24 protein-coding genes are annotated in these 24,192 nt (G+C 39.0%); 23 read left to right on the top strand and 1 reads right to left on the bottom strand.

The window, feature by feature from the left end; all coding sequences use genetic code 11:
• The first annotated feature begins 866 nt into the window (after window positions 1-866).
• The 11 genes from rpmH (at window position 867) to IMZ31_RS18735 (ending at window position 11,806) form a co-directional block, all read left to right on the top strand.
• Window positions 867-1,001, top strand: coding sequence for a 50S ribosomal protein L34 (gene rpmH / locus IMZ31_RS18785; protein ID WP_207528748.1), 135 nt, complete (start codon window positions 867-869; stop codon window positions 999-1,001).
• Window positions 1,002-1,305: 304 nt separating this feature from the next.
• On the top strand, window positions 1,306-1,659 hold the full coding sequence (gene rnpA, locus IMZ31_RS18780) for a ribonuclease P protein component (protein ID WP_036780565.1): 354 nt from the start codon (window positions 1,306-1,308) through the stop codon (window positions 1,657-1,659).
• Window positions 1,660-1,748: 89 nt separating this feature from the next.
• On the top strand, window positions 1,749-2,513 hold the full coding sequence (gene spoIIIJ / locus IMZ31_RS18775) for a YidC family membrane integrase SpoIIIJ (protein WP_036780564.1): 765 nt from the start codon (window positions 1,749-1,751) through the stop codon (window positions 2,511-2,513).
• A complete protein-coding gene (gene jag / locus IMZ31_RS18770; RefSeq protein ID WP_207528747.1) occupies window positions 2,514-3,260 on the top strand; it encodes an RNA-binding cell elongation regulator Jag/EloR in 747 nt (248 codons plus the stop codon).
• A gap of 257 nt (window positions 3,261-3,517) precedes the next feature.
• A complete protein-coding gene (mnmE, locus tag IMZ31_RS18765; protein WP_207528746.1) occupies window positions 3,518-4,894 on the top strand; it encodes a tRNA uridine-5-carboxymethylaminomethyl(34) synthesis GTPase MnmE in 1,377 nt (458 codons plus the stop codon).
• A 23-nt stretch (window positions 4,895-4,917) separates the two neighbouring features.
• On the top strand, window positions 4,918-6,816 hold the full coding sequence (gene mnmG / locus IMZ31_RS18760) for a tRNA uridine-5-carboxymethylaminomethyl(34) synthesis enzyme MnmG (protein ID WP_207528745.1): 1,899 nt from the start codon (window positions 4,918-4,920) through the stop codon (window positions 6,814-6,816).
• A gap of 18 nt (window positions 6,817-6,834) precedes the next feature.
• A complete protein-coding gene (rsmG, locus tag IMZ31_RS18755; protein ID WP_207528744.1) occupies window positions 6,835-7,554 on the top strand; it encodes a 16S rRNA (guanine(527)-N(7))-methyltransferase RsmG in 720 nt (239 codons plus the stop codon).
• Window positions 7,555-8,306: 752 nt separating this feature from the next.
• On the top strand, window positions 8,307-9,182 hold the full coding sequence (noc, locus tag IMZ31_RS18750) for a nucleoid occlusion protein (protein WP_207528743.1): 876 nt from the start codon (window positions 8,307-8,309) through the stop codon (window positions 9,180-9,182).
• Between the two features lie 203 nt (window positions 9,183-9,385).
• On the top strand, window positions 9,386-10,159 hold the full coding sequence (locus IMZ31_RS18745; RefSeq protein WP_036780548.1) for a ParA family protein: 774 nt from the start codon (window positions 9,386-9,388) through the stop codon (window positions 10,157-10,159).
• Entirely contained in the window at window positions 10,140-10,982 is an 843-nt protein-coding gene (locus tag IMZ31_RS18740; RefSeq protein WP_207528742.1) for a ParB/RepB/Spo0J family partition protein, read from the top strand. The genes IMZ31_RS18745 and IMZ31_RS18740 overlap by 20 nt, the downstream gene beginning before the upstream one ends.
• A gap of 116 nt (window positions 10,983-11,098) precedes the next feature.
• On the top strand, window positions 11,099-11,806 hold the full coding sequence (locus IMZ31_RS18735; RefSeq protein WP_207528741.1) for a DUF554 domain-containing protein: 708 nt from the start codon (window positions 11,099-11,101) through the stop codon (window positions 11,804-11,806).
• Between the two features lie 61 nt (window positions 11,807-11,867).
• On the opposite strand, the gene yyaC is transcribed toward IMZ31_RS18735, so the two are convergent.
• The gene (gene yyaC, locus IMZ31_RS18730; protein ID WP_207528740.1) at window positions 11,868-12,503 is read right to left on the bottom strand and encodes a spore protease YyaC; all 636 of its coding nucleotides are present in this window, start codon (window positions 12,501-12,503) and stop codon (window positions 11,868-11,870) included.
• 89 nt (window positions 12,504-12,592) lie between these two features.
• Between yyaC and IMZ31_RS18725 the strand changes: the two genes are divergently transcribed.
• From IMZ31_RS18725 to IMZ31_RS18670, 12 genes are all read left to right on the top strand, one after another.
• Window positions 12,593-13,612, top strand: a complete 1,020-nt coding sequence (locus tag IMZ31_RS18725; protein ID WP_207528739.1) for a YkvI family membrane protein — start codon at window positions 12,593-12,595, stop codon at window positions 13,610-13,612.
• A 124-nt stretch (window positions 13,613-13,736) separates the two neighbouring features.
• The gene (locus IMZ31_RS18720) at window positions 13,737-14,558 is read left to right on the top strand and encodes a mechanosensitive ion channel family protein (RefSeq protein ID WP_207530469.1); all 822 of its coding nucleotides are present in this window, start codon (window positions 13,737-13,739) and stop codon (window positions 14,556-14,558) included.
• A 12-nt stretch (window positions 14,559-14,570) separates the two neighbouring features.
• The gene (locus IMZ31_RS18715) at window positions 14,571-14,777 is read left to right on the top strand and encodes a DUF951 domain-containing protein (RefSeq protein ID WP_207528738.1); all 207 of its coding nucleotides are present in this window, start codon (window positions 14,571-14,573) and stop codon (window positions 14,775-14,777) included.
• Window positions 14,778-15,028: 251 nt separating this feature from the next.
• On the top strand, window positions 15,029-16,129 hold the full coding sequence (ychF, locus tag IMZ31_RS18710) for a redox-regulated ATPase YchF (protein ID WP_207528737.1): 1,101 nt from the start codon (window positions 15,029-15,031) through the stop codon (window positions 16,127-16,129).
• Window positions 16,130-16,257: 128 nt separating this feature from the next.
• A complete protein-coding gene (rpsF, locus tag IMZ31_RS18705) occupies window positions 16,258-16,548 on the top strand; it encodes a 30S ribosomal protein S6 (protein WP_036780517.1) in 291 nt (96 codons plus the stop codon).
• 11 nt (window positions 16,549-16,559) lie between these two features.
• A complete protein-coding gene (gene ssb / locus IMZ31_RS18700) occupies window positions 16,560-17,045 on the top strand; it encodes a single-stranded DNA-binding protein (protein ID WP_207528736.1) in 486 nt (161 codons plus the stop codon).
• Between the two features lie 25 nt (window positions 17,046-17,070).
• Entirely contained in the window at window positions 17,071-17,298 is a 228-nt protein-coding gene (gene rpsR / locus IMZ31_RS18695) for a 30S ribosomal protein S18 (RefSeq protein WP_207528735.1), read from the top strand.
• Window positions 17,299-17,623: 325 nt separating this feature from the next.
• Window positions 17,624-18,562, top strand: a complete 939-nt coding sequence (locus IMZ31_RS18690) for a YybS family protein (protein WP_207528734.1) — start codon at window positions 17,624-17,626, stop codon at window positions 18,560-18,562.
• A gap of 31 nt (window positions 18,563-18,593) precedes the next feature.
• A complete protein-coding gene (locus IMZ31_RS18685; protein WP_207528733.1) occupies window positions 18,594-20,567 on the top strand; it encodes a DHH family phosphoesterase in 1,974 nt (657 codons plus the stop codon).
• Window positions 20,564-21,010: a 50S ribosomal protein L9 gene (rplI, locus tag IMZ31_RS18680; RefSeq protein ID WP_036780509.1), complete on the top strand. Its 447-nt coding sequence runs from the start codon at window positions 20,564-20,566 to the stop codon at window positions 21,008-21,010. The genes IMZ31_RS18685 and rplI overlap by 4 nt, the downstream gene beginning before the upstream one ends.
• A gap of 37 nt (window positions 21,011-21,047) precedes the next feature.
• Window positions 21,048-22,409, top strand: a complete 1,362-nt coding sequence (gene dnaB, locus IMZ31_RS18675; RefSeq protein WP_207528732.1) for a replicative DNA helicase — start codon at window positions 21,048-21,050, stop codon at window positions 22,407-22,409.
• A 205-nt stretch (window positions 22,410-22,614) separates the two neighbouring features.
• Window positions 22,615-23,904, top strand: a complete 1,290-nt coding sequence (locus IMZ31_RS18670) for an adenylosuccinate synthase (RefSeq protein ID WP_207528731.1) — start codon at window positions 22,615-22,617, stop codon at window positions 23,902-23,904.
• Window positions 23,905-24,192 lie beyond the last annotated feature (288 nt).

The following is a 24,192-nucleotide window of genomic DNA, read 5'->3' as shown; positions in this document are numbered from 1 at the left end:
CAAATTTCACCCCTTTCGAGCATAAAAATAATAAAGAAGAGTCTATGAAACAAAAAACCTCACGTATCCTACCTTTCTTAGTAAATAAAACATAGAAGAAAGGAGATCCGGAGGTGGGTTGTACAACTTTTGTGCAATCTTAAGGACTTATAATTCTGTGGAAGCACAACTGTTACTATAACAGTCTCCATTAAACTTATAAGCACAATCCACAATATTGTTGATAAGTAAATGCACACCGTTGTGAATAGATGTCCACACCTTATCCACAACCTGTGGAAAAGAATGTTTGGTGTGTTAGGTTATTCATTACTAAAACACAAATATAATACCAAATAAATCCCGGAGTTGCAATGGTTTTTGGTTGGTTATCCACATTGTCTACTGCTTGTAGATAAATTTTATCCACAACACTATATTTTGTGATTATCTTGTCGATAATTGGTGTGGATAGTCGAAAATCGGTTTTAAAGTTATTCACAGACAAAGTGTACAGAAAATAATGCCCTGATTAAACACTTTATTTAACGTAAAAGAAATAGCTTACCTTCTTGGGTGGATCCAGTGATTTAAACGTTGGATTTATATATTAAGTTCTTAAGTGAAGGGAATAGATTTGAATGGAGTTGAATAAATCGGGGGAAAATTGATCCTAAATTATTCTTATGAAGTGAGAATGAAAAAAATACGAGAAGATCATAATGGTCATTTAAGGTGACATGACTAGAGTATGCTTTCTAACTATTGGAGCTATTCGTTACAAACCTAAAAAGAAAGTTGACTTTTTATGCCTATCCTTCTTATAATGAATTGGACTGTCTTTTTAGTTTTTGAATTTATTCAATCCTCAGGGAGGTGTCTATACAATGAAACGTACATTTCAACCAAATAACCGTAAACGTAAAAAAGTGCACGGCTTCCGTACTCGTATGAGTTCTGCAAACGGACGTAAAGTACTAGCGCGCCGTCGTCGCAAAGGTAGAAAAACATTATCTGCATAGGCCACTGAACATATGTCAGTGGTCTTTTTTCTAGTTTGAACGTAAATAAAACGTATTCCTCACTAAGCCATCTATAGTGGCGCTGATCTAATATTTCTTTAAGAAAATGCTGTTTTGTATGATATAACTTTTTTCTGTAGGGGATATGCTGTAAGCAGGGGGAATACGTTTTTTATGTTGAGAATAAAAGTAGGAACGACTGATGGTCGTGACTGGTTGACTAGATACTTTGCATATCTAAACGATTGGAAACTCGTGCTTCCTAAGGAGCACTACGCTTTTCTTTAAGAGTGAGGATGAAATTATGAAGAAACAATATCGCATTAAAAAAAATGAAGAATTTCAACATGTTTTTAAAAAAGGTTCTTCATTTGCTAATAGACAACTGGTGCTCTACTACGTAAAAAAAGAGGAACAACCTCACTTCCGAATTGGCCTTTCAGTAAGCAAAAAAATCGGAAACGCGGTCATGAGAAATCAGATAAAGCGTTACTTGAGACAAGCCTTTCTTGAACTTGAGCCACGAATGGAGCAAAATTACGATATAGTTGTCATTGCCAGAAAGCCAACAAATCAAATGAACTTCCAAGAGATCAAGAAAAGTTTGTCTCACGTTTTAAAGAAAACAAATCTTTTAGCGAAATCAGTAAAAGCTTAAGATTTGATATAGAAGCTTGCCAGTCACTAATGATAGAATACATGTATTACTGGAATATTACCGTTTGGGATAATAAGGAGGAAGAAACGTTGCGAAAGAAGGTCCTTTTTTTATTAACGCTGACAGGACTTCTTGTTGTACTATCGGGATGTACGCAAATTGATCAAAACATTACATCTGAAAGTACAGGATTTTGGAATGAGTATTTCGTATATCCACTGTCGCTGTTAATTAAGTATTTCGCAGGCTTGTTTAGTGAAAGCTACGGTTTATCTATTGTAGTCGTAACACTGATCATTCGCTTGATTCTGTTGCCGTTAAACGTTAAACAGTTAAAGAGCTCTAAAGCTATGCAGGAAATACAACCACAATTACAAGAGCTAAGACAAAAGTATAGCTCAAAAGATCAGAAAACTCAGCAACAGCTACAACAAGAAACAATGCAATTGTTCCAGAAAAATGGGGTAAACCCACTAGCTGGTTGTTTCCCGATTCTTTTACAAATGCCGATTTTAATTGCGTTTTATCATGCAATTGTTCGTACGCAGGAAATTGAAACCCATAGTTTCCTATGGTTTGAATTAGGTGCACCAGATCCGTTCTTCATTATGCCACTCGTCGCTGCTGCAACAACATTTATTCAGCAAAAGTTAATGATGGCTGGGACAATGGATCAAAATCCGCAAATGAAAATGATGCTTTACATTATGCCGGTTATGATTGGTATTTTTGCATTAAACTTCCCAGCAGCACTAGCACTTTACTGGGTAGTAGGTAACTTATTTATGATTGCACAAACTGTTTTTATTCGTAAGCCAATGATGAAGGATACAGAAACAGAGGGAGCGAAGTAAGTGAGACAAGTAACTGCTACTGGACAAACAGTTGAGGACGCGGTCCGTTCAGCGTTAGAGCAGTTAAACACCTCGAGGGACCAAGTTAATGTAGAAATAATTGACGAAGGTAAAAAAGGATTCTTCGGTGTGTTTGGTGCTAAGAAAGCTATTGTGAAGGTTATGATGGTAACCGCTAAAGAAGAAACGGTTTCAATCGCACCAGAACCAACTGAAGAACCTGCTGACCAAAGAGAAAGTACAAAAGAACGTGAAAGTTATCGTGTAACGGAAGAACACGTGAAGAAAACATCTAATGTGGAAGATGCGATTGAGGCAACGAAGGAGTATTTAGAACAGGTCGGTAACCAAATGGGGGCTCCGATCCATGTAACCGTTCAGAAAAAGAGTAAAGAAGTTATTTTTGAGCTCAAAGGGGATAAAATTGCTTTACTCATTGGGAAGCGTGGGCAAACACTAAATGCTTTACAGTCATTAGCTCAGTTGGTCATTAACAGGGATGGTCATCAGTATTTGACGGCGATTGTAGATGCCGAAGGATATAGAGAAAGAAGGAAAGAAACACTTTCTGGTTTAGCAACTCGTTTGGCTGACAAAGCCGTTCGAACGAAGAATGAGATTGCGCTTGAATCAATGCCTTCTTATGAGAGAAAAATTATTCACGCTGCCCTTCAGCATAACAAACAGGTTTCGACGTACTCTGATGGTTCAGAACCGCATCGTCATGTTGTTATAAAACCCGAATAACGTTTAAGATGCCCCTGGTCGAGGACCGGGGGCATTTCTTGTGATCAGGGCTAGTCACGTGGATCGACGATACAAGTGGTCGAAGCGAAGTAGACAGAATAGATTATCCACATGTGGATAACACTCCGTATATACAAATAGTTTGAAGTAAAAGCTTTTCAAAGAATTGTGTTATGTGCTAATCTAATAAGTTAGTGACTATATAAATCAAACAATTGTGGATAAAATATAATTAAGATGAGGAAAGAGGTGAGAGCATGGAAACAGATACTATAAGTGCGATATCAACCCCCGTTGGGGAGGGAGCGATCGCTATAGTTCGTTTAAGTGGTCCAGAAGCGGTTTCGGTAGCAAACGGAATGTTTCAGGGTAAAGATTTAAACGAGGTCGACACTCACACGATTCATTATGGAAAGTTACTAGACCCTAAAACGAATGAAATGGTAGAAGAAGTAATGGTTTCTGTCATGCGTGCTCCTAAAACGTTCACTCGTGAAGATATAGTAGAGATCAACTGTCATGGTGGTCTTGTTTCTGTAAACCGTGTTTTAGAGTTAACTTTGTCACAAGGTGCCCGTTTAGCGGAGCCAGGTGAATTTACTAAGCGTGCTTTTTTAAATGGTCGTATCGATTTATCCCAGGCAGAAGCAGTTATGGATTTAATCCGTGCTAAGACTGATCGCGCTATGAACGTAGCTTTAAAGCAAATGGATGGTCGTCTATCCCATTTAATTCAGAAATTAAGACAAGAACTACTCGAGGTATTAGCCCAAGTAGAGGTCAATATTGATTATCCAGAATATGATGACGTTGAAGAAATGACGAACGATTTAATGATTCAAAACACCCGACAGGTTCACCAAGAAATTGAACGACTGTTAAGAACGGCTAAACAAGGGAAAATACTTCGTGAAGGCCTTGGAACAGCTATTGTGGGTCGTCCGAACGTAGGGAAGTCCTCTTTAATGAACGCATTAGTTCATGAGAATAAAGCGATTGTTACAGAAGTTCCTGGAACAACTCGTGATGTCATTGAGGAGTATGTAAACGTCAGAGGGGTTCCGCTTCGTCTAATTGACACCGCAGGAATTCGTGAAACAGAAGACTTGGTTGAGAAAATTGGTGTTGAAAAGTCACGCCAAGTTTTACAAGAAGCGGACTTAATTTTACTTGTCTTAAATAATGGTGACACGATCACGCAAGAGGACAAAAAATTATTTGAAGCAGTTGAAGGCATGGATGTAATTGTTATTGTAAACAAGACAGATTTGCCTCAACAAATAGACATGGATGAATTACGCGAAGTAGCGGGTGATCATCCTATAGTATCGACGTCGTTAATTGAAGAGCAAGGTATTGATCAATTAGAATCATCTATATCAGATATCTTCTTTGAAGGAGATATTGATACGGGTGATATGACGTACCTTTCGAATGTTCGTCACGTCCAACTGCTAAATCAAGCTAAAGAAACGTTAGAAGACGCAATGGATGGAATGAATGCAGGTATGCCGATTGATATGGTTCAAATCGATGTAACCCGAACATGGGAGCTTCTTGGTGAAATCGTAGGCGATACGGTTCAAGAAAGCTTAATTGATCAGTTATTCTCTCAGTTTTGTTTAGGAAAATAAAAGTGAGTTAAGGAGAGAGAGTCATGAATACTTTTGATGCAGGACATTATGACGTTATTGTTATTGGTGCTGGTCATGCAGGTGTAGAAGCTGGATTAGCGGCTGCCCGTCGCGGAGCGAAGACATTAATGTTGACGTTAAATCTAGATATGATCGCCTTTATGCCTTGTAACCCTTCAATTGGAGGACCGGCAAAAGGTGTTGTCGTTCGTGAAATTGATGCCTTAGGTGGAGAAATGGCCAAAGTAATTGATAAAACGTATATTCAAATGCGTTTATTAAATACAAGAAAAGGCCCAGCTGTGCGTGCTCTTCGTGCCCAAGCTGACAAACACTTATATATTCAAGAAATGAAAAAAGTCATTGAGAATGAACCAAACCTAACCATTCGTCAGGGAATGGTTAAAGAACTTATGGTAGAAGACGGAGTATGTAAAGGTGTCGTAACAGAGACAAAGGCCGCCTATACAGCAGACTCTGTCATTGTTACAACCGGAACATTCATGCGTAGTAAAGTACTCATTGGAGATTTAGCCTATGAGAGTGGGCCTAATAACCAACGCGCTTCTACAGATTTATCTGTTCAACTTGAAGAACTTGGTATTAAGATGGTTCGCTTTAAAACAGGAACTCCAATGCGCGTAAACAGTCATTCAATTGACTATTCAAAAACAGAAATTCAGCCAGGGGATGAGGTTCCCCGTGCATTCTCCTATGAGACAACAGAATATATTATGGATCAAATTCCTTGTTGGCTAACGTATACGAATGAATTTACTCATAAGATTATTGATGACAACTTAAGTTCATCTGCAATGTATTCAGGAATGGTGAAAGGTACAGGGCCTCGTTACTGCCCTTCTGTTGAAGACAAAATTGTTCGTTTCCATGATAAACCTCGTCACCAGGTCTTTTTAGAACCTGAAGGTAGAAATACAGAAGAGGTTTATGTACAAGGCCTGTCTACTTCCCTACCTGAAAACATTCAAAAGCAAATGATCGAGACTGTGCCAGGTCTTGAAAAAGCTGAAATCATGCGAGCTGGCTATGCGATTGAGTATGATTCTGTCATCCCAACCCAGCTTTGGCCAACACTCGAATTAAAAGCAGTTGAAGGTTTGTTTACAGCTGGTCAAATAAACGGTACTTCTGGATATGAAGAAGCCGCGGCTCAAGGTTTAATGGCAGGTATTAATGCAGCTTCTAAAGTACTTGGCAAAGAACCGGTTATTCTAGATCGTTCTCAAGCTTATATCGGTGTTCTTATTGATGACTTAGTAACAAAAGGGACAGATGAACCGTATCGTCTTCTTACTTCTCGTGCTGAGTATCGCCTTATTTTGCGTCATGATAACGCAGACCTTCGTCTTACGGACATTGGTTATGAAATTGGGATGATTTCTGAAGATCGTTATGGTCGTTTCCAAGATAAGAAACGTATGATCCAAGAAGAAATTGAACGTCTGAAGGGGATTACGATTAAAGCAACAGATCAGGTTCAAGAGGTCATTCAACAAGCGGGTGGCTCACCTCTTAAAGATGCAGTAAATGCGTATGATTTACTCAAACGACCAGAAATGAAGTATGAAATGGTCGCAAGTCTTCTTGAGGAGAAAAAAGAACTTCCTGAAGCAGTAGAAGAACAAGTTGAGATTCATACGAAATATGCGGGTTATATCCAAAAGTCAGAGCAACAAATTGAGCGTATGAGAAAAATGGAAAACAAGAAGATTCCAGAGGACATTGATTATGATGATATCCATGGTATTGCTTCTGAAGCGAGGGATCGCCTTAAAGAGGTTCGTCCTTTATCAGTAGGTCAGGCTTCTCGTGTCTCTGGTGTGAACCCAGCTGATGTATCAATCTTACTTGTTTATATAGAACAAGGAAAAATTGCTAAGGTCTCTGGAGATGAAGCCTAAGCAGAAAGGACCGGTGTCATGAACAAAGAAACCTTTCTTAAAGCTTTACAAGATCAAGGGATTGAGCTAAATGATAAACAAGAAAAGCAGTTCCATGATTATTTTGAAGCCCTAGTTGAGTGGAACGAAAAAATGAATCTAACGGCTATTACAGATGAAGAAAGTGTATATTTAAAGCACTTTTACGATTCAATAACAGCAGCTTTTTATTTAGATTTCAATCAACCTTTATCGATTTGTGATGTGGGAGCTGGGGCAGGATTCCCTAGCCTCCCTTTAAAAATTGTCTTCCCGCAACTAAAAGTAACGATTGTCGATTCGTTGAAGAAGCGTATTACATTTTTAAATCATTTAGCTACAAAGCTAGATCTCGATGATGTTGCTTTCTATCACGATCGCGCTGAGAACTTCGGGAAGAACCAACAGTTTAGGGAACAGTACGATATGGTAACAGCCCGCGCTGTAGCGAGACTATCTGTTTTAAGCGAATTATGTCTGCCTCTTACAAAAGTTGGAGGTAAGTTCGTTGCAATGAAGGGCGCATCCTTTAAAGATGAATTGGAAGATGCAGCTTTTGCGACAAGTCTCCTTGGTGCTGAATTAGAAAACCATCACACTTTCTATTTACCTGAAGAAGATAGTGAGCGTAATATCGGAATCTATCATAAGCGTCGTAAAACACCAAAGAAATATCCGCGTAAAGCGGGTCTTCCAAATAAAAGCCCTCTCACACAATAAAGAATAGAGAATTTTGAACACATGGGTTTTCTGGTTAAGAAATCTCATGTGTTTTTTGTATTTCTTGTTAACAGAGCTTCAATTAAAGGTTTTATTTGTAGAGAAGGTAAGAATTCTGTTAATCTATCATAAGCCTTTCATTAAAAACATGTCAGGATTCTATTGCTTTCATTCCAACTGCTGTCTAACTCAATACTTTGTTGAAACAAGCTTTCATACCATTTGTTTATACCAACGCTTATATTGGGAATACGTTAAACTTATGTACTAGGTGTATGGATGACCTACGAAAATCTTATATTTCATCGAATGATGTAAGGGAGTTGATGAGTTAGAAGGATTTGTGTCAATAAGTGGAGAATATATACATATTATGATCAGGAGTAGAAGCTCTGTAGTTTTCTGAGGCAGGAATATTTGAAAAGATTTTCAAGCTCTCCCTGCTCATTTCATAGATTATGTGCTAAAATATAGATAGAATTATACGATAATAGAAGAAGACTGCTTCTATAAATCGCAAATGAACGTTATATGCGCGGCAGCCTCCGCTGCAGCGCTTTTTTGCACTTTCAAAATTTTATCCTTCCTTTCTCAAGGATAAAAGAAGAGAACAATACATGGATCCTCGCATCTCTATCGAAAAGAGATGTTTTCTATAATGGTTTCTTTTGCTGTTTCACGTGAAACATACCTTAGATGATAACACGAAGGGTACCCATAAAGGGTGAAAGTAGAAAAGGTGGTGTCAAAGGATGAAACACCCATTCAGCCGCATATTTGGAATAGGGGATAAGTCCGAAGCGGAAGAGAAAGATCAAGAACGACAAGACTATCATCCTGATGAAGTTATTCAATTACCAGTGCATACTATTCAACCGAATCGCTATCAGCCGCGTACAATTTTCAACCATGACAAGATTGAAGAGTTGGCTCAGACCATTCAAACACATGGTATGATTCAGCCTATTGTTGTTCGCAAGATGCAAGGTGAAAATGCTGGTTATGAATTAATAGCTGGTGAGCGTCGTTGGAGAGCTGTCCAGCATTTAGGGTGGGAGAATGTTTCAGCTATTATCAGAGAAATGGATGAAGCACAAACCGCTTCCGTTGCTTTAATTGAGAATTTACAACGAGAAGAGTTAACCGTTATTGAAGAGGCAATGGCTTATGCAAAGTTATTAGAAATCCATAACTTAACGCAGGAGGCTTTAGCGCAGCGGCTTGGAAAAAGCCAATCGACAATTGCGAATAAATTACGGTTACTGAAGCTTCCAGATGTAGTTCAACAAGCCATTCTTGATAAAAAAATTACAGAACGACATGCTCGTGCTCTTATTGCACTGAAAGATCCTGAAAAACAGGAGCAGTTGCTACAAGAAATTATCGAAAAGTCCCTTAATGTAAAGCAAACAGAAGAAAAGATAGCTAAGATGCGCGAAGGGGAACAAAAGCCTCAAAAGCGTAAGCCACAGTTAAAAGGGATTAGTAAAGATATGCGCATTGCGATGAACACAATTAAACAATCGCTTACGATGGTCTCCGACACAGGTATTGATCTTGAAACGGATGAAGAAGATTATGATGATTACTATCAAATCACTATTAAGATTCCTAAAAAACAATCATGATGCTAGTACTCCCCATCTTTTGTGACGCACATAAGGTGGGTTTTTTTCACATAAACTCTTTATCTCTAGAAGAAGTCAAGGATCTATAAAGGACTAGATTAGAGATTTTAGTTTATGATTTTATCTGATTTATTTCTTCTTATAGGGTTAAAAGATGATAAAATAAAAATGAAAGATTTGACAGATTAGAGGTAGGTGACATCATGGGTAAAGTAATCGCCGTTGCTAATCAAAAAGGCGGAGTGGGAAAGACCACTACAGCTGTAAGTCTAAGTGCATGCTTAGCATATTTGAATCACAAGGTATTATTAGTTGATATTGATCCACAAGGAAATGCAACAAGCGGGGTTGGTATTGAAAAAGCTGATATGGATCAATGTGTATACAATGTGCTAGTGGAAGACTTAGAAGCGAAGTATGTGAAGGTTCCTACGATGGTGGAAAATTTAGATGCTATACCTGCCACGATCCAGTTAGCAGGTGCAGAAATTGAACTTGTTCCAACGATTTCACGTGAAGTCCGCTTAAAGAAAGCGATTGACTCAGTAAAGGATGAATATGATTACGTCATTATTGACTGTCCTCCATCCTTGGGTTTACTGACTATCAATGCTTTGACGGCTTCAGACACTGTTTTAATTCCTGTGCAATGCGAATATTATGCACTAGAAGGATTGAGTCAGCTGTTAAATACTGTGCGCCTCGTGCAAAAGCACTTGAATAAGCAACTCATGATAGAAGGCGTATTACTTACAATGCTAGATGCTCGTACCAATTTAGGAATACAAGTTATTGATGAAGTTAAGAAGTACTTTCAAGACAAAGTGTATGGATCCGTTATACCTCGTAACGTTCGTTTAGGTGAAGCTCCAAGTCATGGACAACCCATTATTCTTTACGATCCAAAATCCCGTGGCGCTGAAGTTTACTTAGAATTAGCAAAGGAAGTGATGACGAATGGCCAGAGGGTTAGGTAAGGGCCTAGGCTCCATCTTTCCATCAGTGGAAGTAACAGAAGAGGAAAAGGTACAAGAAATTTCTGTTCAAGAATGTCGTCCCAATCCTTATCAGCCAAGAAAGGTTTTTGATCCAAAAGCTATTGAAGAATTGAAAGAATCAATTCTCCAATATGGAATCCTTCAACCTATTATTGTACGGAAAAGTATAAAAGGGTATGACATTGTAGTGGGTGAAAGACGGTACAGAGCTGCAACAGAAGCGGGTCTGAATACTGTTCCCGCTGTCATCCGTGATCTATCCGAACAACATATGATGGAATTGGCTTTACTTGAAAATCTTCAACGAGAGGATCTCACTCCGATTGAAGAAGCACAAGCCTATTCAAACTTGATGAAAGAGCTTAATTTAACGCAGGAACAGTTAGCTAAGCGTCTAGGGAAAAGTCGCCCTCACATTGCGAACTTAGTTCGTCTATTGTCGCTTCCTAAACCTGTAGGAGAGCTTATTAATAACGGAGAACTTTCAATGGGACAAGGAAGAGCTTTGTTAGGATTGAAGGATAAAAATCAACTCCTACCGCTCGTTGAAAAAATCCGTAAAGAAGGATTAAATGTACGTCAGGTAGAGCAGTACATTATTCAATTAAATGAAAAGAACATGCAAAAGAATAAGAAGAAAAAAGTGAAAAAAGATATCTTTATTCAAGAGAGGGAGTCCCTTCTTCAAGAAAGATTAGGAACAGGGGTTACTATTCAGAAGGGTAAACGGAAAGGGAAAATTGAAATTGAATTTTTCTCTGAAGAGGACCTGGATCGAATTCTACACTACTTTGAAGAATAAAGACTTATACCTGGTGCTTGTCTATGCAAGCATCAGGCTTTTTTCATATCTTAAGCAGATTTTTATCGTACTGTTTCACATGAAACATGGCTAAGTTTGTTGGAGGAAGACAATCAATGATTTTATTTGGCACACTTGTAAATGGTATAGGTATTTTATTAGGTAGTTTAATAGGGTTATTTTTTAATAAGATACCTGAAAAAACGAAAGAAACGACTATGAACGGCATCGGGTTAGCTGTAACGCTTATTGGTTTACGTATGGCAATACAAACAGACCAGATTATTGTAATGCTTCTTAGTTTACTGTTTGGAGCTTTTGCCGGAGAGTGGCTCAAACTTGAGGAGCGGTTTGAGAAACTAGGTGCTTTCTTAGAGTCAAAGTTCAGTAAAGGTAAGCATTCCTCTGTTTCAGAAGGTTTTATAACCGCCTCCTTAATTTTTGTAATCGGAGCAATGGCTGTCGTAGGAGCCCTTGATAGTGGAATACGGGGAGACCACGACGTGTTAGTGACAAAAGCAATTATAGATTCATTTGTAGCCCTTGTTTTAACGACGACATTAGGGTGGGGCGTTATGCTATCGGTTATTCCGGTTCTCTTATATGAGGGAGGGATAGCCTTGTTATCTACCCAAATCCATAATTGGATTCCCCAGGATTTCATGGATGTCTTTATTGTCGAAATGACAGCTACTGGCGGAATTTTAATCGTTGCCATCGGACTTAATATCCTTCATATAACGAAAGTACGTGTGGCTAATTTGTTACCGAGTTTACTGTTTATTGGCTTTATCCTTTATGGGTGGCTGAAATTAGGGATTTAGATTTCTAGAAAATGAAAGAAGAGCAAGAACCCTCAGGTTCTTGCTCTTTTTTTATGGAGCGCTATTCCTTTATCGGTAACCAACGTTTTCTTTTTTGTGTGAGTGGATCGGTTGTAACAGGCTTTGATATTTCAGCCTTCCCCATATGTTCATCAAAGGTTTTGAGTGCTTTGGCCATTTGCTTAGCCATTTGCATTACAATATTTAAGCGTGTGTTTTGCAGTACAAAATACTCCATAAAACCACTAACATTCACCACACCTGTAAGGTGGATCTCTCCTACGTCAGGGAGTTGCTTTTTTACAGCTGCTCCTGGTTTCACAGGACCCTGACCTAAAATGATATTCCCAACAGATGATAATTTACCTAAACATGCATCAATTCCTATAATGTATGGGCGATGATAGCGTTTTTGAATCAATTCAAGTTTTTCATTCAAGTTAACGGCATGGACAGGTTCACTAAGTGTTCCGTACACGTGAATACGTTGAAGATGGTTCTCTTCAAGGAGCGTCCCAATTAAAGGGCCGAGAGAATCACCAGTAGAACGGTCGGTACCAATACAGACAATGACAATTTCTCGATTAGCAGGCACCCATTCTTTAAGTGTCTGAGTTAAACCCAACATTAACTGCTCATCTTCAAAATGGTAGCGATGTTCTGTTTTCTGAGAAAAAAGTCTTTGCTTTAGATTCATAGCTTTTCCTCCGTAGTCATATTGTTATTAGTATACAGCGATTTTTCGAATTCTATACATAGACGAAGAAAGAAGGTAGGAGGAAAAATATGATTCGATCTGGTATGAAATGGATGTTCTTGATCATTGGGACTATGATTGGAGCAGGATACGCTTCAGGTAGGGAATTATGGCAGTTTTTTGGTCATGAGAGTGGACTTGCTATTCTGATTTTTACCATACTCTTTACAATTTCCTGTTACGTCATCTTGAGGATAAGTTTCGAGAAGAAGTCGAAGCATTACCTTCCTGTTCTTCGTACAATTGTAGGTGACCATTTAACTTTACTGTACGATGGAATGATCATTCTTTACCTTTTCACTACAACTGTTATTATGCTAGCTGGTAGTGGAGCCACTTGGCAGGCATTTCATTTCTCATATTGGTTAGGGATTATTGCTATTATCGTTCCTCTTATTCTAGTGTTCGTGTGGGATATTAAAGGGATCTTATCTATGAATAGTATTATATTGCCTTTGCTGATTGGGGGCCTGTTGTATGTGTTGATTTTGTTCTCTGTTCAGCAAGAACTCTCTATTTTTTCTCATATCGGAGAGCAGAGTAATTGGCCAGCCGCTTTCCCTTTTACTGCACTTAATATCCTGCCTCTTATTGCTGTTCTAGGCGCTGTAGGAAGTGAAGTTCGCTATAAAGGAGAAATATGGATTGCAAGTATTGGGAGCGGTCTTGTACTAGGCTCTATATCGTTTATTTACAATAGTAGTCTTATTCAGATAGCAGATGACATTTTACTTTATGAAATTCCCTTGTTTGCCATCCTTAAACATTACCCTTATGAGATGTTTCTGTTTATATCTTTTCTGTTATGGATTGCCATTTTTACAACGGCAGCATCTGGTGTTCTCGGGTTAATTACAAGGTTTAGAAATCGGTTGAAAGGACCTCTTTGGCTTCTGGCTGCCATTACGCTGTTACTAATGCTCCCCCTAACTAGTATTGGTTTCTCCACATTGATAAAGTATCTATATCCACTGTATGGTTTGTTAAACCTCTATGTGCTTTCGGCTATTTTGTTATACCCCTTCTTAAATCGATACAAAATCAGTTGAAAAGCTGATACAATAGTTTATTATGAAGGTTTAATGGGGGAGGGGACGGAGCACATTGTGGAATTGGTTACAAGGTAAATGGACGAGTTCTGTTGATTATGTAACTGGGCCAGATTTATGGGTGATGCTTGGTAAAGGCGTTTTAAATATAATCGTTATAGTAATACTTTCTTATTTTATTATTAAGTTTGGTAAACAAGTCATTCAAAACATTTTTAAACGAAGAAGGAAAGGTCCTTTTAAAATTACTCAACGGCGTGAGCTTACTCTCGTAAAGCTATTGGAAAATACGCTCACATACATGGTTTACTTCACGGCAGCGATTATGATTTTAGATACCATTAGTATTGATGTGAGAACCTTACTAGCTGGCGCAGGCATTGCTGGATTGGCTATTGGCTTTGGAGCTCAAAACTTGGTGAAAGACATCATTACTGGCTTTTTCATTATATTTGAAGATCAATTTTCAGTAGGAGATTACGTCCAAACGTCAAGCTCAGAAGGATTTGTTGAAGAGATCGGACTTCGTACAACGAAAATTAAGCATTGGACGGGAAAACTCCACATTATACCAAACGGTAGTATTAATGAAGTGACGAACTTCTCGGTTCATAACAGTATAGCTGTGGTTGATGTCAGCATTGCTTATGAGGGAGACATTATACGAGCAGAAGCGGTTATAGAAGGCTTGCTCCAAGAGTTACCTAAACGATATCAGGAGTTAAGGGGTACACCTGAACTTCTTGGTGTACAAAGTTTAGGTTCCTCTGATGTTGTGCTAAGAATTATAGCTGAGACAGACCCAATGGAACATTGGCCGATTGCTCGTATGCTTCGCAAGGAACTGAAGAACAGATTAGATGAACAAGGAATTGAAATACCTTTCCCTCGTTTAGTCATGTATTCTAGACAGGAAGAACAGGAAGTCGTGGAGACAACATCGTAAGGAGGATTACAAATGGCAGATCAACTATACTCTTTAAACGATATTGTTCAAATGAAAAAATCGCACCCATGCGGTGAGAATAGATGGAAGATTATTCGTTTAGGGGCAGATATACGTATAAAGTGTGAAGGGTGCGGGCATAGTGTCCTTATCCCGAGACGACGCTTTGAAACCAAGATGAAGAAGGTCCTTGTGAAACATGAAGAAAAGCAAAATTAAGAGTTAGTAAAGAGCTTGAAGGTTGTTTCACGAAAATCTATGTATATGTTATGTTGTATACTAGAAAATCAATAAATAACATTAGTGAACACCTCAAAAATAGAAAATAGCGAGTATATAAATGGAAAAACAAGGGTGGAGTTCCCCCTTGTTTTTCTAATGTGCTTCCTTGTCATATGTATAGACGAGCAATATAATTGGGTTACTGCAGACGTTCATGTGGACGGTAATCCTTAAGGAGTGGAATGTTAATGTCATTAACAACAGGAATTGTAGGTTTGCCTAACGTTGGGAAATCAACCTTATTTAATGCAATTACCCAGGCAGGTGCAGAATCAGCTAACTACCCGTTCTGTACCATTGATCCTAACGTTGGTATTGTTGAAGTTCCAGATGAAAGATTAGAGAAACTAACAGAATTAGTAAACCCTAAGAAAACAGTACCTACGGCATTCGAGTTTACAGATATCGCAGGTATTGTGAAGGGTGCAAGTAAAGGTGAAGGGTTAGGAAACCAATTCTTATCTCATATTCGTCAAGTAGATGCGATCAGCCACGTTGTTCGTTGTTTCCAAGATGATAACATCACACACGTTTCTGGTGGAGTAGATCCAATTTCAGATATTGAAACCATCAATTTAGAACTAATTTTAGCTGACTTAGAAACAGTGAATAAGCGTCTTGATCGAGTTGCGAAAATGGCTCGCCAAAAAGACAAAGAGGCTCTTGCAGAACAAGCCGTTCTTGAAAAGATTAAAGAAGGCCTTGAAGAAGAAGTACCAGCAAGAGCTTTGGAATATAGTGATGATCAACAAAGAATTGTAAAAGGGCTTCATTTACTAACGTCTAAGCCTGTTTTATATGTGGCTAATGTTGGGGAAGATGAAATTGCAGACCCAAGCGGCAACGAACATGTACAAGCTGTACGTGAGTTTGCTGAAAAAGAGAATGCTCAGGTAATTGTTGTTTGTGCAAAGATTGAGTCTGAAATTGCTGAGCTTGAAGGAGAAGAAAAACAAGAATTCTTAGATGATCTAGGCATTGCAGAGTCAGGTCTTGATCAGCTGATCAAAGCGTCATACAATCTTCTTGGTTTAGCTACTTACTTTACAGCAGGTGAGCAAGAAGTTCGTGCTTGGACCTTTAAAGAAGGAATGACAGCCCCTCAAGCAGCAGGAATCATTCACAGTGACTTTGAAAGAGGGTTTATCCGTGCTGAGACGGTGGCTTATGATGACCTTGTAGAGGCTGGTAAAATGTCAGTGGCTAAAGAAAATGGTAAAGTTCGTTTAGAGGGCAAAGAATATTTAGTTAAAGATGGAGATGTCATTCATTTCCGCTTTAATGTATAAGCGTAAAATTGGAAACTTGGTTGTGCTTTTCTATTAACTTTGATATAATACAACATTGTGAGTAATTGTACGAGAAATTACTCCTTGCCCGTAAAAGGGCCGCTAAGTCCAAAAGGAGGTGAAGTCGGATGAGAAATTACGAGATCATGTATATCATCCGCCCAAACGTAGATGAGGAAACTCAAAAATCAGTAGTAGAGCGTTTCAACAATGTTCTTACTGATAATGGTGCGGAAATTACTGAAACTAAAGAAGTAGGCAAGCGTCGCTTAGCTTATGAAATTAACGATTTCCGTGATGGTTACTACATGGTAATCAAATTCAACGGTGACAGCCAAGCTGTTAACGAATTTGATCGCCTTGCTAAGTATTCTGATGATATTATTCGTCACATCGCTGTACGCGAAGACGATCAATAAGGAGTGGTTCTGTGTTAAATCGTGTCGTTCTTGCCGGCAGATTAACCAAGGATCCTGATTTGCGCTATACACCCAACGGAGTAGCCGTTGCGAACTTTACGATTGCTGTAAACCGCCCGTTTACAAGCCAACAAGGTAGCCGTGATGCAGATTTCATTAACTGTGTCGTGTGGCGTCGTGCCGCAGAGAACCTAGCGAACTTTATGAGTAAAGGAAGCTTAGTCGGTGTTGATGGACGTTTACAATCCCGAAGCTTCGATAACCAAGAAGGCAAACGCGTCTTTGTAACAGAAGTTGTTGCTGATAGTGTACAATTCTTAGAATCAAAAGGCTCGTCTTCAGGTGGCGCAGGTTCACAAGGATTCCAATCTAATCAGAACCAATCTGGATATAGTCCAAACAATAATAACAACAACAATAATCAACCTAAACAGGATGACCCATTCGCTGATAATGGGGAACCGATTGATATTTCAGATGACGATTTACCATTTTAATTAAAATATAAGGAGGTTTTCAATTATGGCTCGTCGTGGTCGCGCGAAGCGTAGAAAAGTGTGTTATTTCACAGCAAACGGAATTACACACATCGATTATAAAGATGTTGAACTTCTTAAGCGTTTTGTTTCTGAACGTGGAAAGATTCTTCCTCGTCGTGTAACAGGAACATCTGCTAAATACCAACGTAAACTTACAAGAGCGATTAAACGTTCACGTCAAATGGCACTATTGCCTTTCGTAAACGACTAATATTCTTTCGTAAGACTTTTAAAAGCACAGCATATAACGCTGTGCTTTTTTTGCAACAATAAAAACAGTTTACAGAAGGCTCGCCTAATGGCGGGTTTTCTTTAAACTTAGTTTTCTTTAACTGTGTGTTTTTATAGTATTGCATTGGGCAAGATGTTCAATTAGACTACCTAAAAATTAGAACTTTTGCGTTCTCCTATAAAGCACTGTAAAGTTAACCTTAGCAATTGATTTAGTACATAGAATTATGGTGACACTATTAATGAACATATACGTGTTTTATGTTAATCTAATTTTATTCAATAGATGGTTTAGAGGAGAGTAAATGAAAATGAAATCTTCAAGTATGTTACGACAGAGCCTTATGTATGGTGGGGTCTACATCCTCCTCCTTCTACTTACCATTGTGATTCCTGTCTTGTCTATTTTTTCAATGGTACTATTAGCTCTGCCTTTTTTCTTGTTTGCTGCTAAACATGGCTGGAAACAATCTTTGTTATTTATAGCACTTTTATCGATTACATCGATGTTAATATTAGGTTTTGTAGCTATTCCTGTTACGCTTTCCATAGGTGTGGGTGGAATCTTTTTGGGAGCTGCTCTACACCAAGAGAGAAGTCCGTATGAAGCATGGGCACAAGGAGCTGTTGGGTACCTCATTGGAATTGTAGGTTTCTATTTAAGTATGATTGCTCTATTTAATTTAAACTTAATAGAGGCTTTCCAATCAATGCTCGATGAAGCTTTTCAGTCAACTGAGAATATGGTTACAGATATGGGGGTCTCTGAAGAACAACTTTCAATTGTTCAGGCCCAATTTGAAAACCTCCCCTCTATGTTACCAAGTATTATGGCAATATCGTCTATAGTCTTCTCTTTTATTACCTTATGGCTTGGGTTTAGAATACAGAGTAAGATTGAAAAACAAACGTTCCGATTTCCGCCGGTCCATCAGTTTACCTTTCCAAAATCAGTGTTATGGTACTATTTTATAGCTGTTGTACTGAGTTGGGTATTCCCGACCACAGAGGAGTATATGGGTGTTGTGGCGCAGAACATGTACACGCTCACCGGTTTCTTTATGATCCTACAGGGCTTATCTTATCTGTTTGCCTTCACTCACCACAAAAAACGTTCCAATGCTCTTCCTATAACCGGAGTAGTATTAACTTTACTTTTCCCTTACCTATTAGTGTTTCCGATGCGAATTTTAGGTATAATTGATTTAGGTTTCTCATTAAGAGAACGATTAGGAAAGCAATGAGGATCGACTTTATGTTTAGGAGATGACGGTCATGCCGAATTTCTTTAAAAAACCAAGGTTGAGTAGTCATTTATGGGTGATTTATACATTATCCATTCTTCTATTAGCGCTGATCTTTTATTATGAGTGGAAGCTCGGTTTAGTCATGACCGCTCTATTGATCGCTTCTATTTACTATAGCGTCCGAACTGAACAGTTTTTGATTAACGAAACAGAAGAGTATATCTCAACCCTTTCATACCGGGTGAAAAAAGTGGGCGAAGAAGCTTTGATGGAAATGCCTATAGGGATTGTCTTGTTTAGTGAGGACTATAACATTGAATGGGCTAACCCTTATATGAATCACTTTTTTCCTCAGGAAACATTGGTAGGGGAACCTCTTAATCAAATCTCGGACACGCTTGTATCAGCGATTAAAGAAGGAAAGAACGATGTATGGATCTCTATGGACGACTATGAATTGCAGACGGTTGTTAAAAAAGATGAACGATTGTTGTATTTATTTGACCGAACTCAACAAACATTAGTTCAGAATCTATATCAAAATGATCGAACGGTTTTAGCGATTATTTTCCTGGATAACTATGAAGAGATTACACAAGCCATGGATGATACTGCTAAAAGCCATATTAATTCACAAGTTACATCCATTCTTAATCAATGGTCACAAGAAAATGGAGTGTATTTAAAACGCTCCTCGCAAGATAAGTTTTTCGCGGTTTTAAATCACCGTATTCTGAAAAACTTAGAGCGATCTAAATTTGATATTTTGGACGATGTACGTGAACTAATCACGGATAAGAATGTTCCTCTTACACTGAGTTTTGGTATTGGGGTAGGCGAAGCGTCTCTACCTGACTTAGGTGAGTTGGCACAGTCTAGTCTCGATTTAGCGCTCGGACGAGGAGGAGACCAGGTAGCGATTAAGGATGAAAATGGGAAGGTTCGTTTCTATGGAGGTAAGACAAATCCAATGGAGAAGCGTACCCGTGTACGTGCACGCGTTATTTCCCATGCCCTGAAGGGACTTGTTCAAGAGGCTGATAAAGTTATTGTGATGGGGCATAAAAACCCTGACATGGACTCAATAGGTGCTTGTATTGGGATTTTGAAAATGGCTCAGGCCAATGATAAAGACGGATTTATTGTATATGATCCAGATGAAGCCAATACAGGAGTTCAACGTTTGTTTGATGAGATTCAGCAAAGTGAACAATTATGGTCGAGGTTTATCGACCCAGAAGAAGCCCATGAGGTTGTGACTAAGAAAACATTAATTGTTGTAGTCGACACCCACAAGCCTTCTCTTGTTATTGAAGAGAAACTCTTAAACAAAACAGAACATGTAGTGGTTATTGACCACCACAGAAGAGCGGAAGAGTTCATACAGGATCCTACACTTGTCTATATGGAACCATATGCCTCATCAACTGCAGAACTGGTAACAGAAATGTTAGAATATCAACCGAAGAAATTAAAGTTGAATATGCTTGAATCTACTGCTCTTTTAGCTGGAATCATAGTAGACACAAAGAGCTTTACGCTTCGTACTGGCTCTAGAACGTTTGACGCCGCCAGTTATTTACGCTCTAAAGGCGCAGATACGGTGCTTGTACAGAAGTTCATGAAAGAAGACTTAGATGTTTACGTGAGACGGAGTAAGCTTATTGAGAGCGCTAAGATTTACCGCGACGGAATTGCCATATCAAAGGCAGATGAGGGAGACACATTTGGCCCTGTTATCATTGCGCAAGCAGCTGATACATTGCTAACCATGAGTGGAGTGGTAGCTTCATTTGTTATATCTGAACGTTCAGATGGGCGTATTGGGATTAGTGCCCGCTCACTAGGCGATGTTAACGTACAAATTTTAATGGAAAGCATGAATGGTGGTGGCCATTTAACCAATGCTGCTACCCAGCTTGACGATACTACAATTGAGCAAGCTGAAGAACAACTTAAAGAAATTATAGATGAGTATTTTGAAGGAGGTAATGAATCATGAAGGTAATTTTCACAAAGGATGTAAAAGGTAAAGGTAAAAAGGGCGAAGTTAAGAACGTTTCAGAAGGATATGCTCGTAACTACCTTCTAAAAAATAACTTGGCGGTCGAAGCTACAAAAGGAAATTTAAAAGCCCAAGAAGCAATCGATCATAAAAAAGAAAAAGAAGCTCAAGAAGAATTAGAAGAAGCAAAGCGTCTAAAAGAAACTCTTGAAAACCTTACAGTTGAGCTACAAGCTAAATCAGGTGACAAGGGGAGTTTATTTGGATCTATTACAAATAAACAAATTGCTGAAGAACTGAAGAAATCTCATGACATTAAAATTGACAAACGTAAGATAGAGATGGATTCACCAATTCGTTCTCTTGGATATACAAATGTACCTGTTAAACTTCATCATGAGGTAACAGCTACGATTAAAGTTCATGTTTCAGAGAAGTAATTAATCCATCCTCTTAACTGAAAAGGGGGAAGATGACTTGAGCGATTTTTTAAATGACCGAACACCGCCCCATAATATAGAGGCCGAGCAGGCGGTGCTCGGCGCTATTTTTTTGGAACCACAATCAATTGCAACAGCAACAGAGTTGCTTCAACCTGAGGATTTTTACCGCGCTAGTCACCAGCGCATATATGAAGCGATGTCTCACCTGTCTGAAAAGGGAGAACCTATTGATTTAGTAACCGTTACTACTTCTCTTTCCAATGCGAAAATGCTCGATGAAATCGGTGGTGTTTCGTACCTTAGTGACCTAGCTAATTCTGTCCCCACAGCAGCCAATATTGAGTATTACGCTCGTATAGTAGAAGAAAAAGCTATATTGCGTCGTCTCATTAAGACTGCTACAACAATTGTGACGAATGGTTATTCTAATGAAGAGGACATTGAAGGGGTACTGAATGATGCGGAGAAATCCATACTAGAAGTAGCTCAGCAGAAAGATTCCGGTAAATTTAAAAATATAAAAGACGTATTAATTGATGTGTATGATAATATTGAGCAACTTCACAATACGTCAGCTGAAGTGACAGGATTACCGACAGGATTTAGAGATCTTGATGGTATGACAGCGGGTTTCCAACGGAATGATCTTATTATCATTGCCGCCCGTCCTTCTGTAGGGAAAACGGCGTTTGCCTTAAATATTGCACAGAACGTCGCGGCTCATACAGATGAGAACGTAGCAATCTTTTCCCTGGAGATGGGAGCGGACCAGCTCGTCATGCGTATGCTTTGTGCGGAAGGAAATATTGATGCCACAAGATTAAGGACAGGTAAGCTTGAAACGGAAGACTGGGGAAAATTGACGATGGCTATGGGTAGCTTATCCAATGCTGGGATATTCATTGATGATACGCCTGGTATTCGAGTAAATGAGATTCGCTCAAAATGCAGACGTCTTGCGCAAGAGCATGGTCTCGGTATGATTCTTATTGACTATCTTCAGCTGATTCAAGGAAGTGGCAATTCCAAAGAGAATCGTCAGCAAGAGGTATCAGAGATTTCACGTGCTCTTAAAGGATTGGCACGAGAACTAAATGTACCGCTTATAGCTCTATCACAGTTATCTCGTGGTGTTGAAGGACGCCAAGATAAACGTCCGATGATGTCTGATATTCGTGAATCAGGGAGTATTGAGCAGGATGCCGATATTGTCGGTTTCTTATACCGTGATGATTACTACGATCAAGAATCTGAAAAAGAGAACATCATTGAAATCATATTAGCGAAACAGCGTAACGGACCAGTAGGGACCGTTGAGTTAATGTTTGTGAAGGAGTATAACAAATTCGTTGATTTAGAGCACCGTTATGACGAGAGCGATATTCCTCCCGCCTAAAGAGGGTTTCCCACATTTGAATGGGATTCCCTCTTTTTTATGAGAATAAAAGTAACTCCATGTAGTAAAATATACATTATTACGAACGTATATTATCATAAAATAAATAATGTTCGTGTTTTGGTTTGACTTTTCTTTTTCTAGCTGATAAGCTACTCTTGTTGTCAATTTTACGGAAATGAAATTCGGCGGAGGTGCCATATATATGTCTTCAGTAGTAGTAGTTGGAACACAATGGGGAGATGAGGGGAAAGGTAAAATCACTGACTTCTTATCCGAGAAAGCAAAGATTGTCGCACGTTATCAGGGTGGTGACAACGCTGGTCACACGATACAGTTTGAGGGGGATACGTACAAGCTTCACCTAATCCCTTCAGGTATTTTCTATAATGATAAAGAGTGTGTAATTGGGAACGGTATGGTTATTAACCCAAAAGCACTTGTAAAAGAACTTGCATACTTACACGAACGAAATGTATCAACAAGTAACTTGCGTATTAGCAACCGTGCTCATGTGATCCTCCCTTATCACATTAAGTTGGATGCTCTTCAGGAAGAGAGCAAAGGAGAAAATAAGATCGGCACAACGAATAAAGGGATTGGACCGGCTTATATGGATAAAGCGGGCCGTATGGGCATTCGCATTGCTGATTTATTAGATGCAGACGTCTTTCGTGAGAAGCTTACGCAAAACTTGATCGAAAAAAACAAGTTTTTCGAAAAAGTTTACGAGTCTGACCCGATGGCAGTTGATGAAATCTTTAATGAGTACTTTGAATACGGTCAACAAATTGCACAATACGTGTGTGATACTTCTAAACTTCTTAATGATGCGATTGATTCAAATCAGCCTGTGCTATTTGAAGGCGCTCAAGGCGTTATGCTTGATGTTGACCAAGGGACTTACCCGTTTGTAACGTCCTCTAACCCATCAGCAGGTGGTGTAGCCATTGGTTCAGGGGTTGGCCCAACAAAGATTGATCACGTTGTGGGCGTTTCTAAAGCTTATACATCTCGTGTTGGGGATGGCCCCTTCCCGACAGAATTACACGATGAAACAGGAGATCGTATTCGTGAAATAGGTCGTGAATATGGTACAACTACAGGACGTCCTCGCCGCGTAGGCTGGTTTGACAGTGTCGTGGTGAGTCACGCAAGACGTGTTAGTGGAATAACAGCTTTATCCCTTAACTCCATTGATGTGTTAACAGGGATTGATACGCTAAAAATTTGTGTGGCTTATCAGTATAAGGGTGAACGTTTGGAAGAGTATCCAGCAAACCTAAATATCTTAGCTGATTGTGAACCCGTTTATGAAGAAATGCCAGGGTGGACTGAAGACATTACAAGTGTCAAAAACTTCGAAGACCTCCCAACAAATGCCCAGCATTATGTAAATAGAGTCTCTGAGCTCACAGGCATCCCTCTGAACGTATTCTCAGTCGGCCCAGACAGAAACCAAACGAATGTCTTAAAGGACGTCTACGAAGCTTAAATAGCCAAATGGAGCATGTTAGAAAATGGACTGCTGTTAATAGTCTTTACTAAATGTTTAAAACGCCTGGAGTATAAGTTATACTTCAGGCGTTTTTTATAGGGGAACTACTCAACAATAGCCACCTTACACTACACTAACGTTAACGGAAACATTCTCTCAGTTAATACGTAGTGGGAAGGATATAGTAAGTCACTAAAAATATAATAATATTATTTTTTATAGAAAACCTATTGCCAAATAGAAGATAGCCTGCTATTATTAATATCGCTGTCAGTTAGACAGATC

The sequence above is a fragment of the Pontibacillus sp. ALD_SL1 genome, assembly GCF_017355605.1.
This window is presented reverse-complemented; position numbering and strand designations above follow the sequence as displayed.

What these genes read in the sequence shown, in the direction of transcription:
- mnmE (WP_207528746.1), top strand. Translation starts at nt 3,518, where the DNA reads ATGGAAACAGATACTATAAGTGCGATATCAACCCCCGTTGGGGAGGGA.
- noc (WP_207528743.1), top strand. Translation starts at nt 8,307, where the DNA reads ATGAAACACCCATTCAGCCGCATATTTGGAATAGGGGATAAGTCCGAA.
- IMZ31_RS18685 (WP_207528733.1), top strand. Translation starts at nt 18,594, where the DNA reads ATGCCGAATTTCTTTAAAAAACCAAGGTTGAGTAGTCATTTATGGGTG.
- mnmG (WP_207528745.1), top strand. Translation starts at nt 4,918, where the DNA reads ATGAATACTTTTGATGCAGGACATTATGACGTTATTGTTATTGGTGCT.
- IMZ31_RS18745 (WP_036780548.1), top strand. Translation starts at nt 9,386, where the DNA reads ATGGGTAAAGTAATCGCCGTTGCTAATCAAAAAGGCGGAGTGGGAAAG.
- IMZ31_RS18735 (WP_207528741.1), top strand. Translation starts at nt 11,099, where the DNA reads ATGATTTTATTTGGCACACTTGTAAATGGTATAGGTATTTTATTAGGT.
- rpsF (WP_036780517.1), top strand. Translation starts at nt 16,258, where the DNA reads ATGAGAAATTACGAGATCATGTATATCATCCGCCCAAACGTAGATGAG.
- IMZ31_RS18670 (WP_207528731.1), top strand. Translation starts at nt 22,615, where the DNA reads ATGTCTTCAGTAGTAGTAGTTGGAACACAATGGGGAGATGAGGGGAAA.
- IMZ31_RS18690 (WP_207528734.1), top strand. Translation starts at nt 17,624, where the DNA reads ATGAAAATGAAATCTTCAAGTATGTTACGACAGAGCCTTATGTATGGT.
- rpmH (WP_207528748.1), top strand. Translation starts at nt 867, where the DNA reads ATGAAACGTACATTTCAACCAAATAACCGTAAACGTAAAAAAGTGCAC.
- rpsR (WP_207528735.1), top strand. Translation starts at nt 17,071, where the DNA reads ATGGCTCGTCGTGGTCGCGCGAAGCGTAGAAAAGTGTGTTATTTCACA.
- IMZ31_RS18720 (WP_207530469.1), top strand. Translation starts at nt 13,737, where the DNA reads ATGCTTGGTAAAGGCGTTTTAAATATAATCGTTATAGTAATACTTTCT.
- IMZ31_RS18715 (WP_207528738.1), top strand. Translation starts at nt 14,571, where the DNA reads ATGGCAGATCAACTATACTCTTTAAACGATATTGTTCAAATGAAAAAA.
- rnpA (WP_036780565.1), top strand. Translation starts at nt 1,306, where the DNA reads ATGAAGAAACAATATCGCATTAAAAAAAATGAAGAATTTCAACATGTT.
- IMZ31_RS18740 (WP_207528742.1), top strand. Translation starts at nt 10,140, where the DNA reads ATGGCCAGAGGGTTAGGTAAGGGCCTAGGCTCCATCTTTCCATCAGTG.
- rsmG (WP_207528744.1), top strand. Translation starts at nt 6,835, where the DNA reads ATGAACAAAGAAACCTTTCTTAAAGCTTTACAAGATCAAGGGATTGAG.
- ychF (WP_207528737.1), top strand. Translation starts at nt 15,029, where the DNA reads ATGTCATTAACAACAGGAATTGTAGGTTTGCCTAACGTTGGGAAATCA.
- rplI (WP_036780509.1), top strand. Translation starts at nt 20,564, where the DNA reads ATGAAGGTAATTTTCACAAAGGATGTAAAAGGTAAAGGTAAAAAGGGC.
- IMZ31_RS18725 (WP_207528739.1), top strand. Translation starts at nt 12,593, where the DNA reads ATGATTCGATCTGGTATGAAATGGATGTTCTTGATCATTGGGACTATG.
- yyaC (WP_207528740.1), bottom strand. Translation starts at nt 12,503, where the DNA reads ATGAATCTAAAGCAAAGACTTTTTTCTCAGAAAACAGAACATCGCTAC.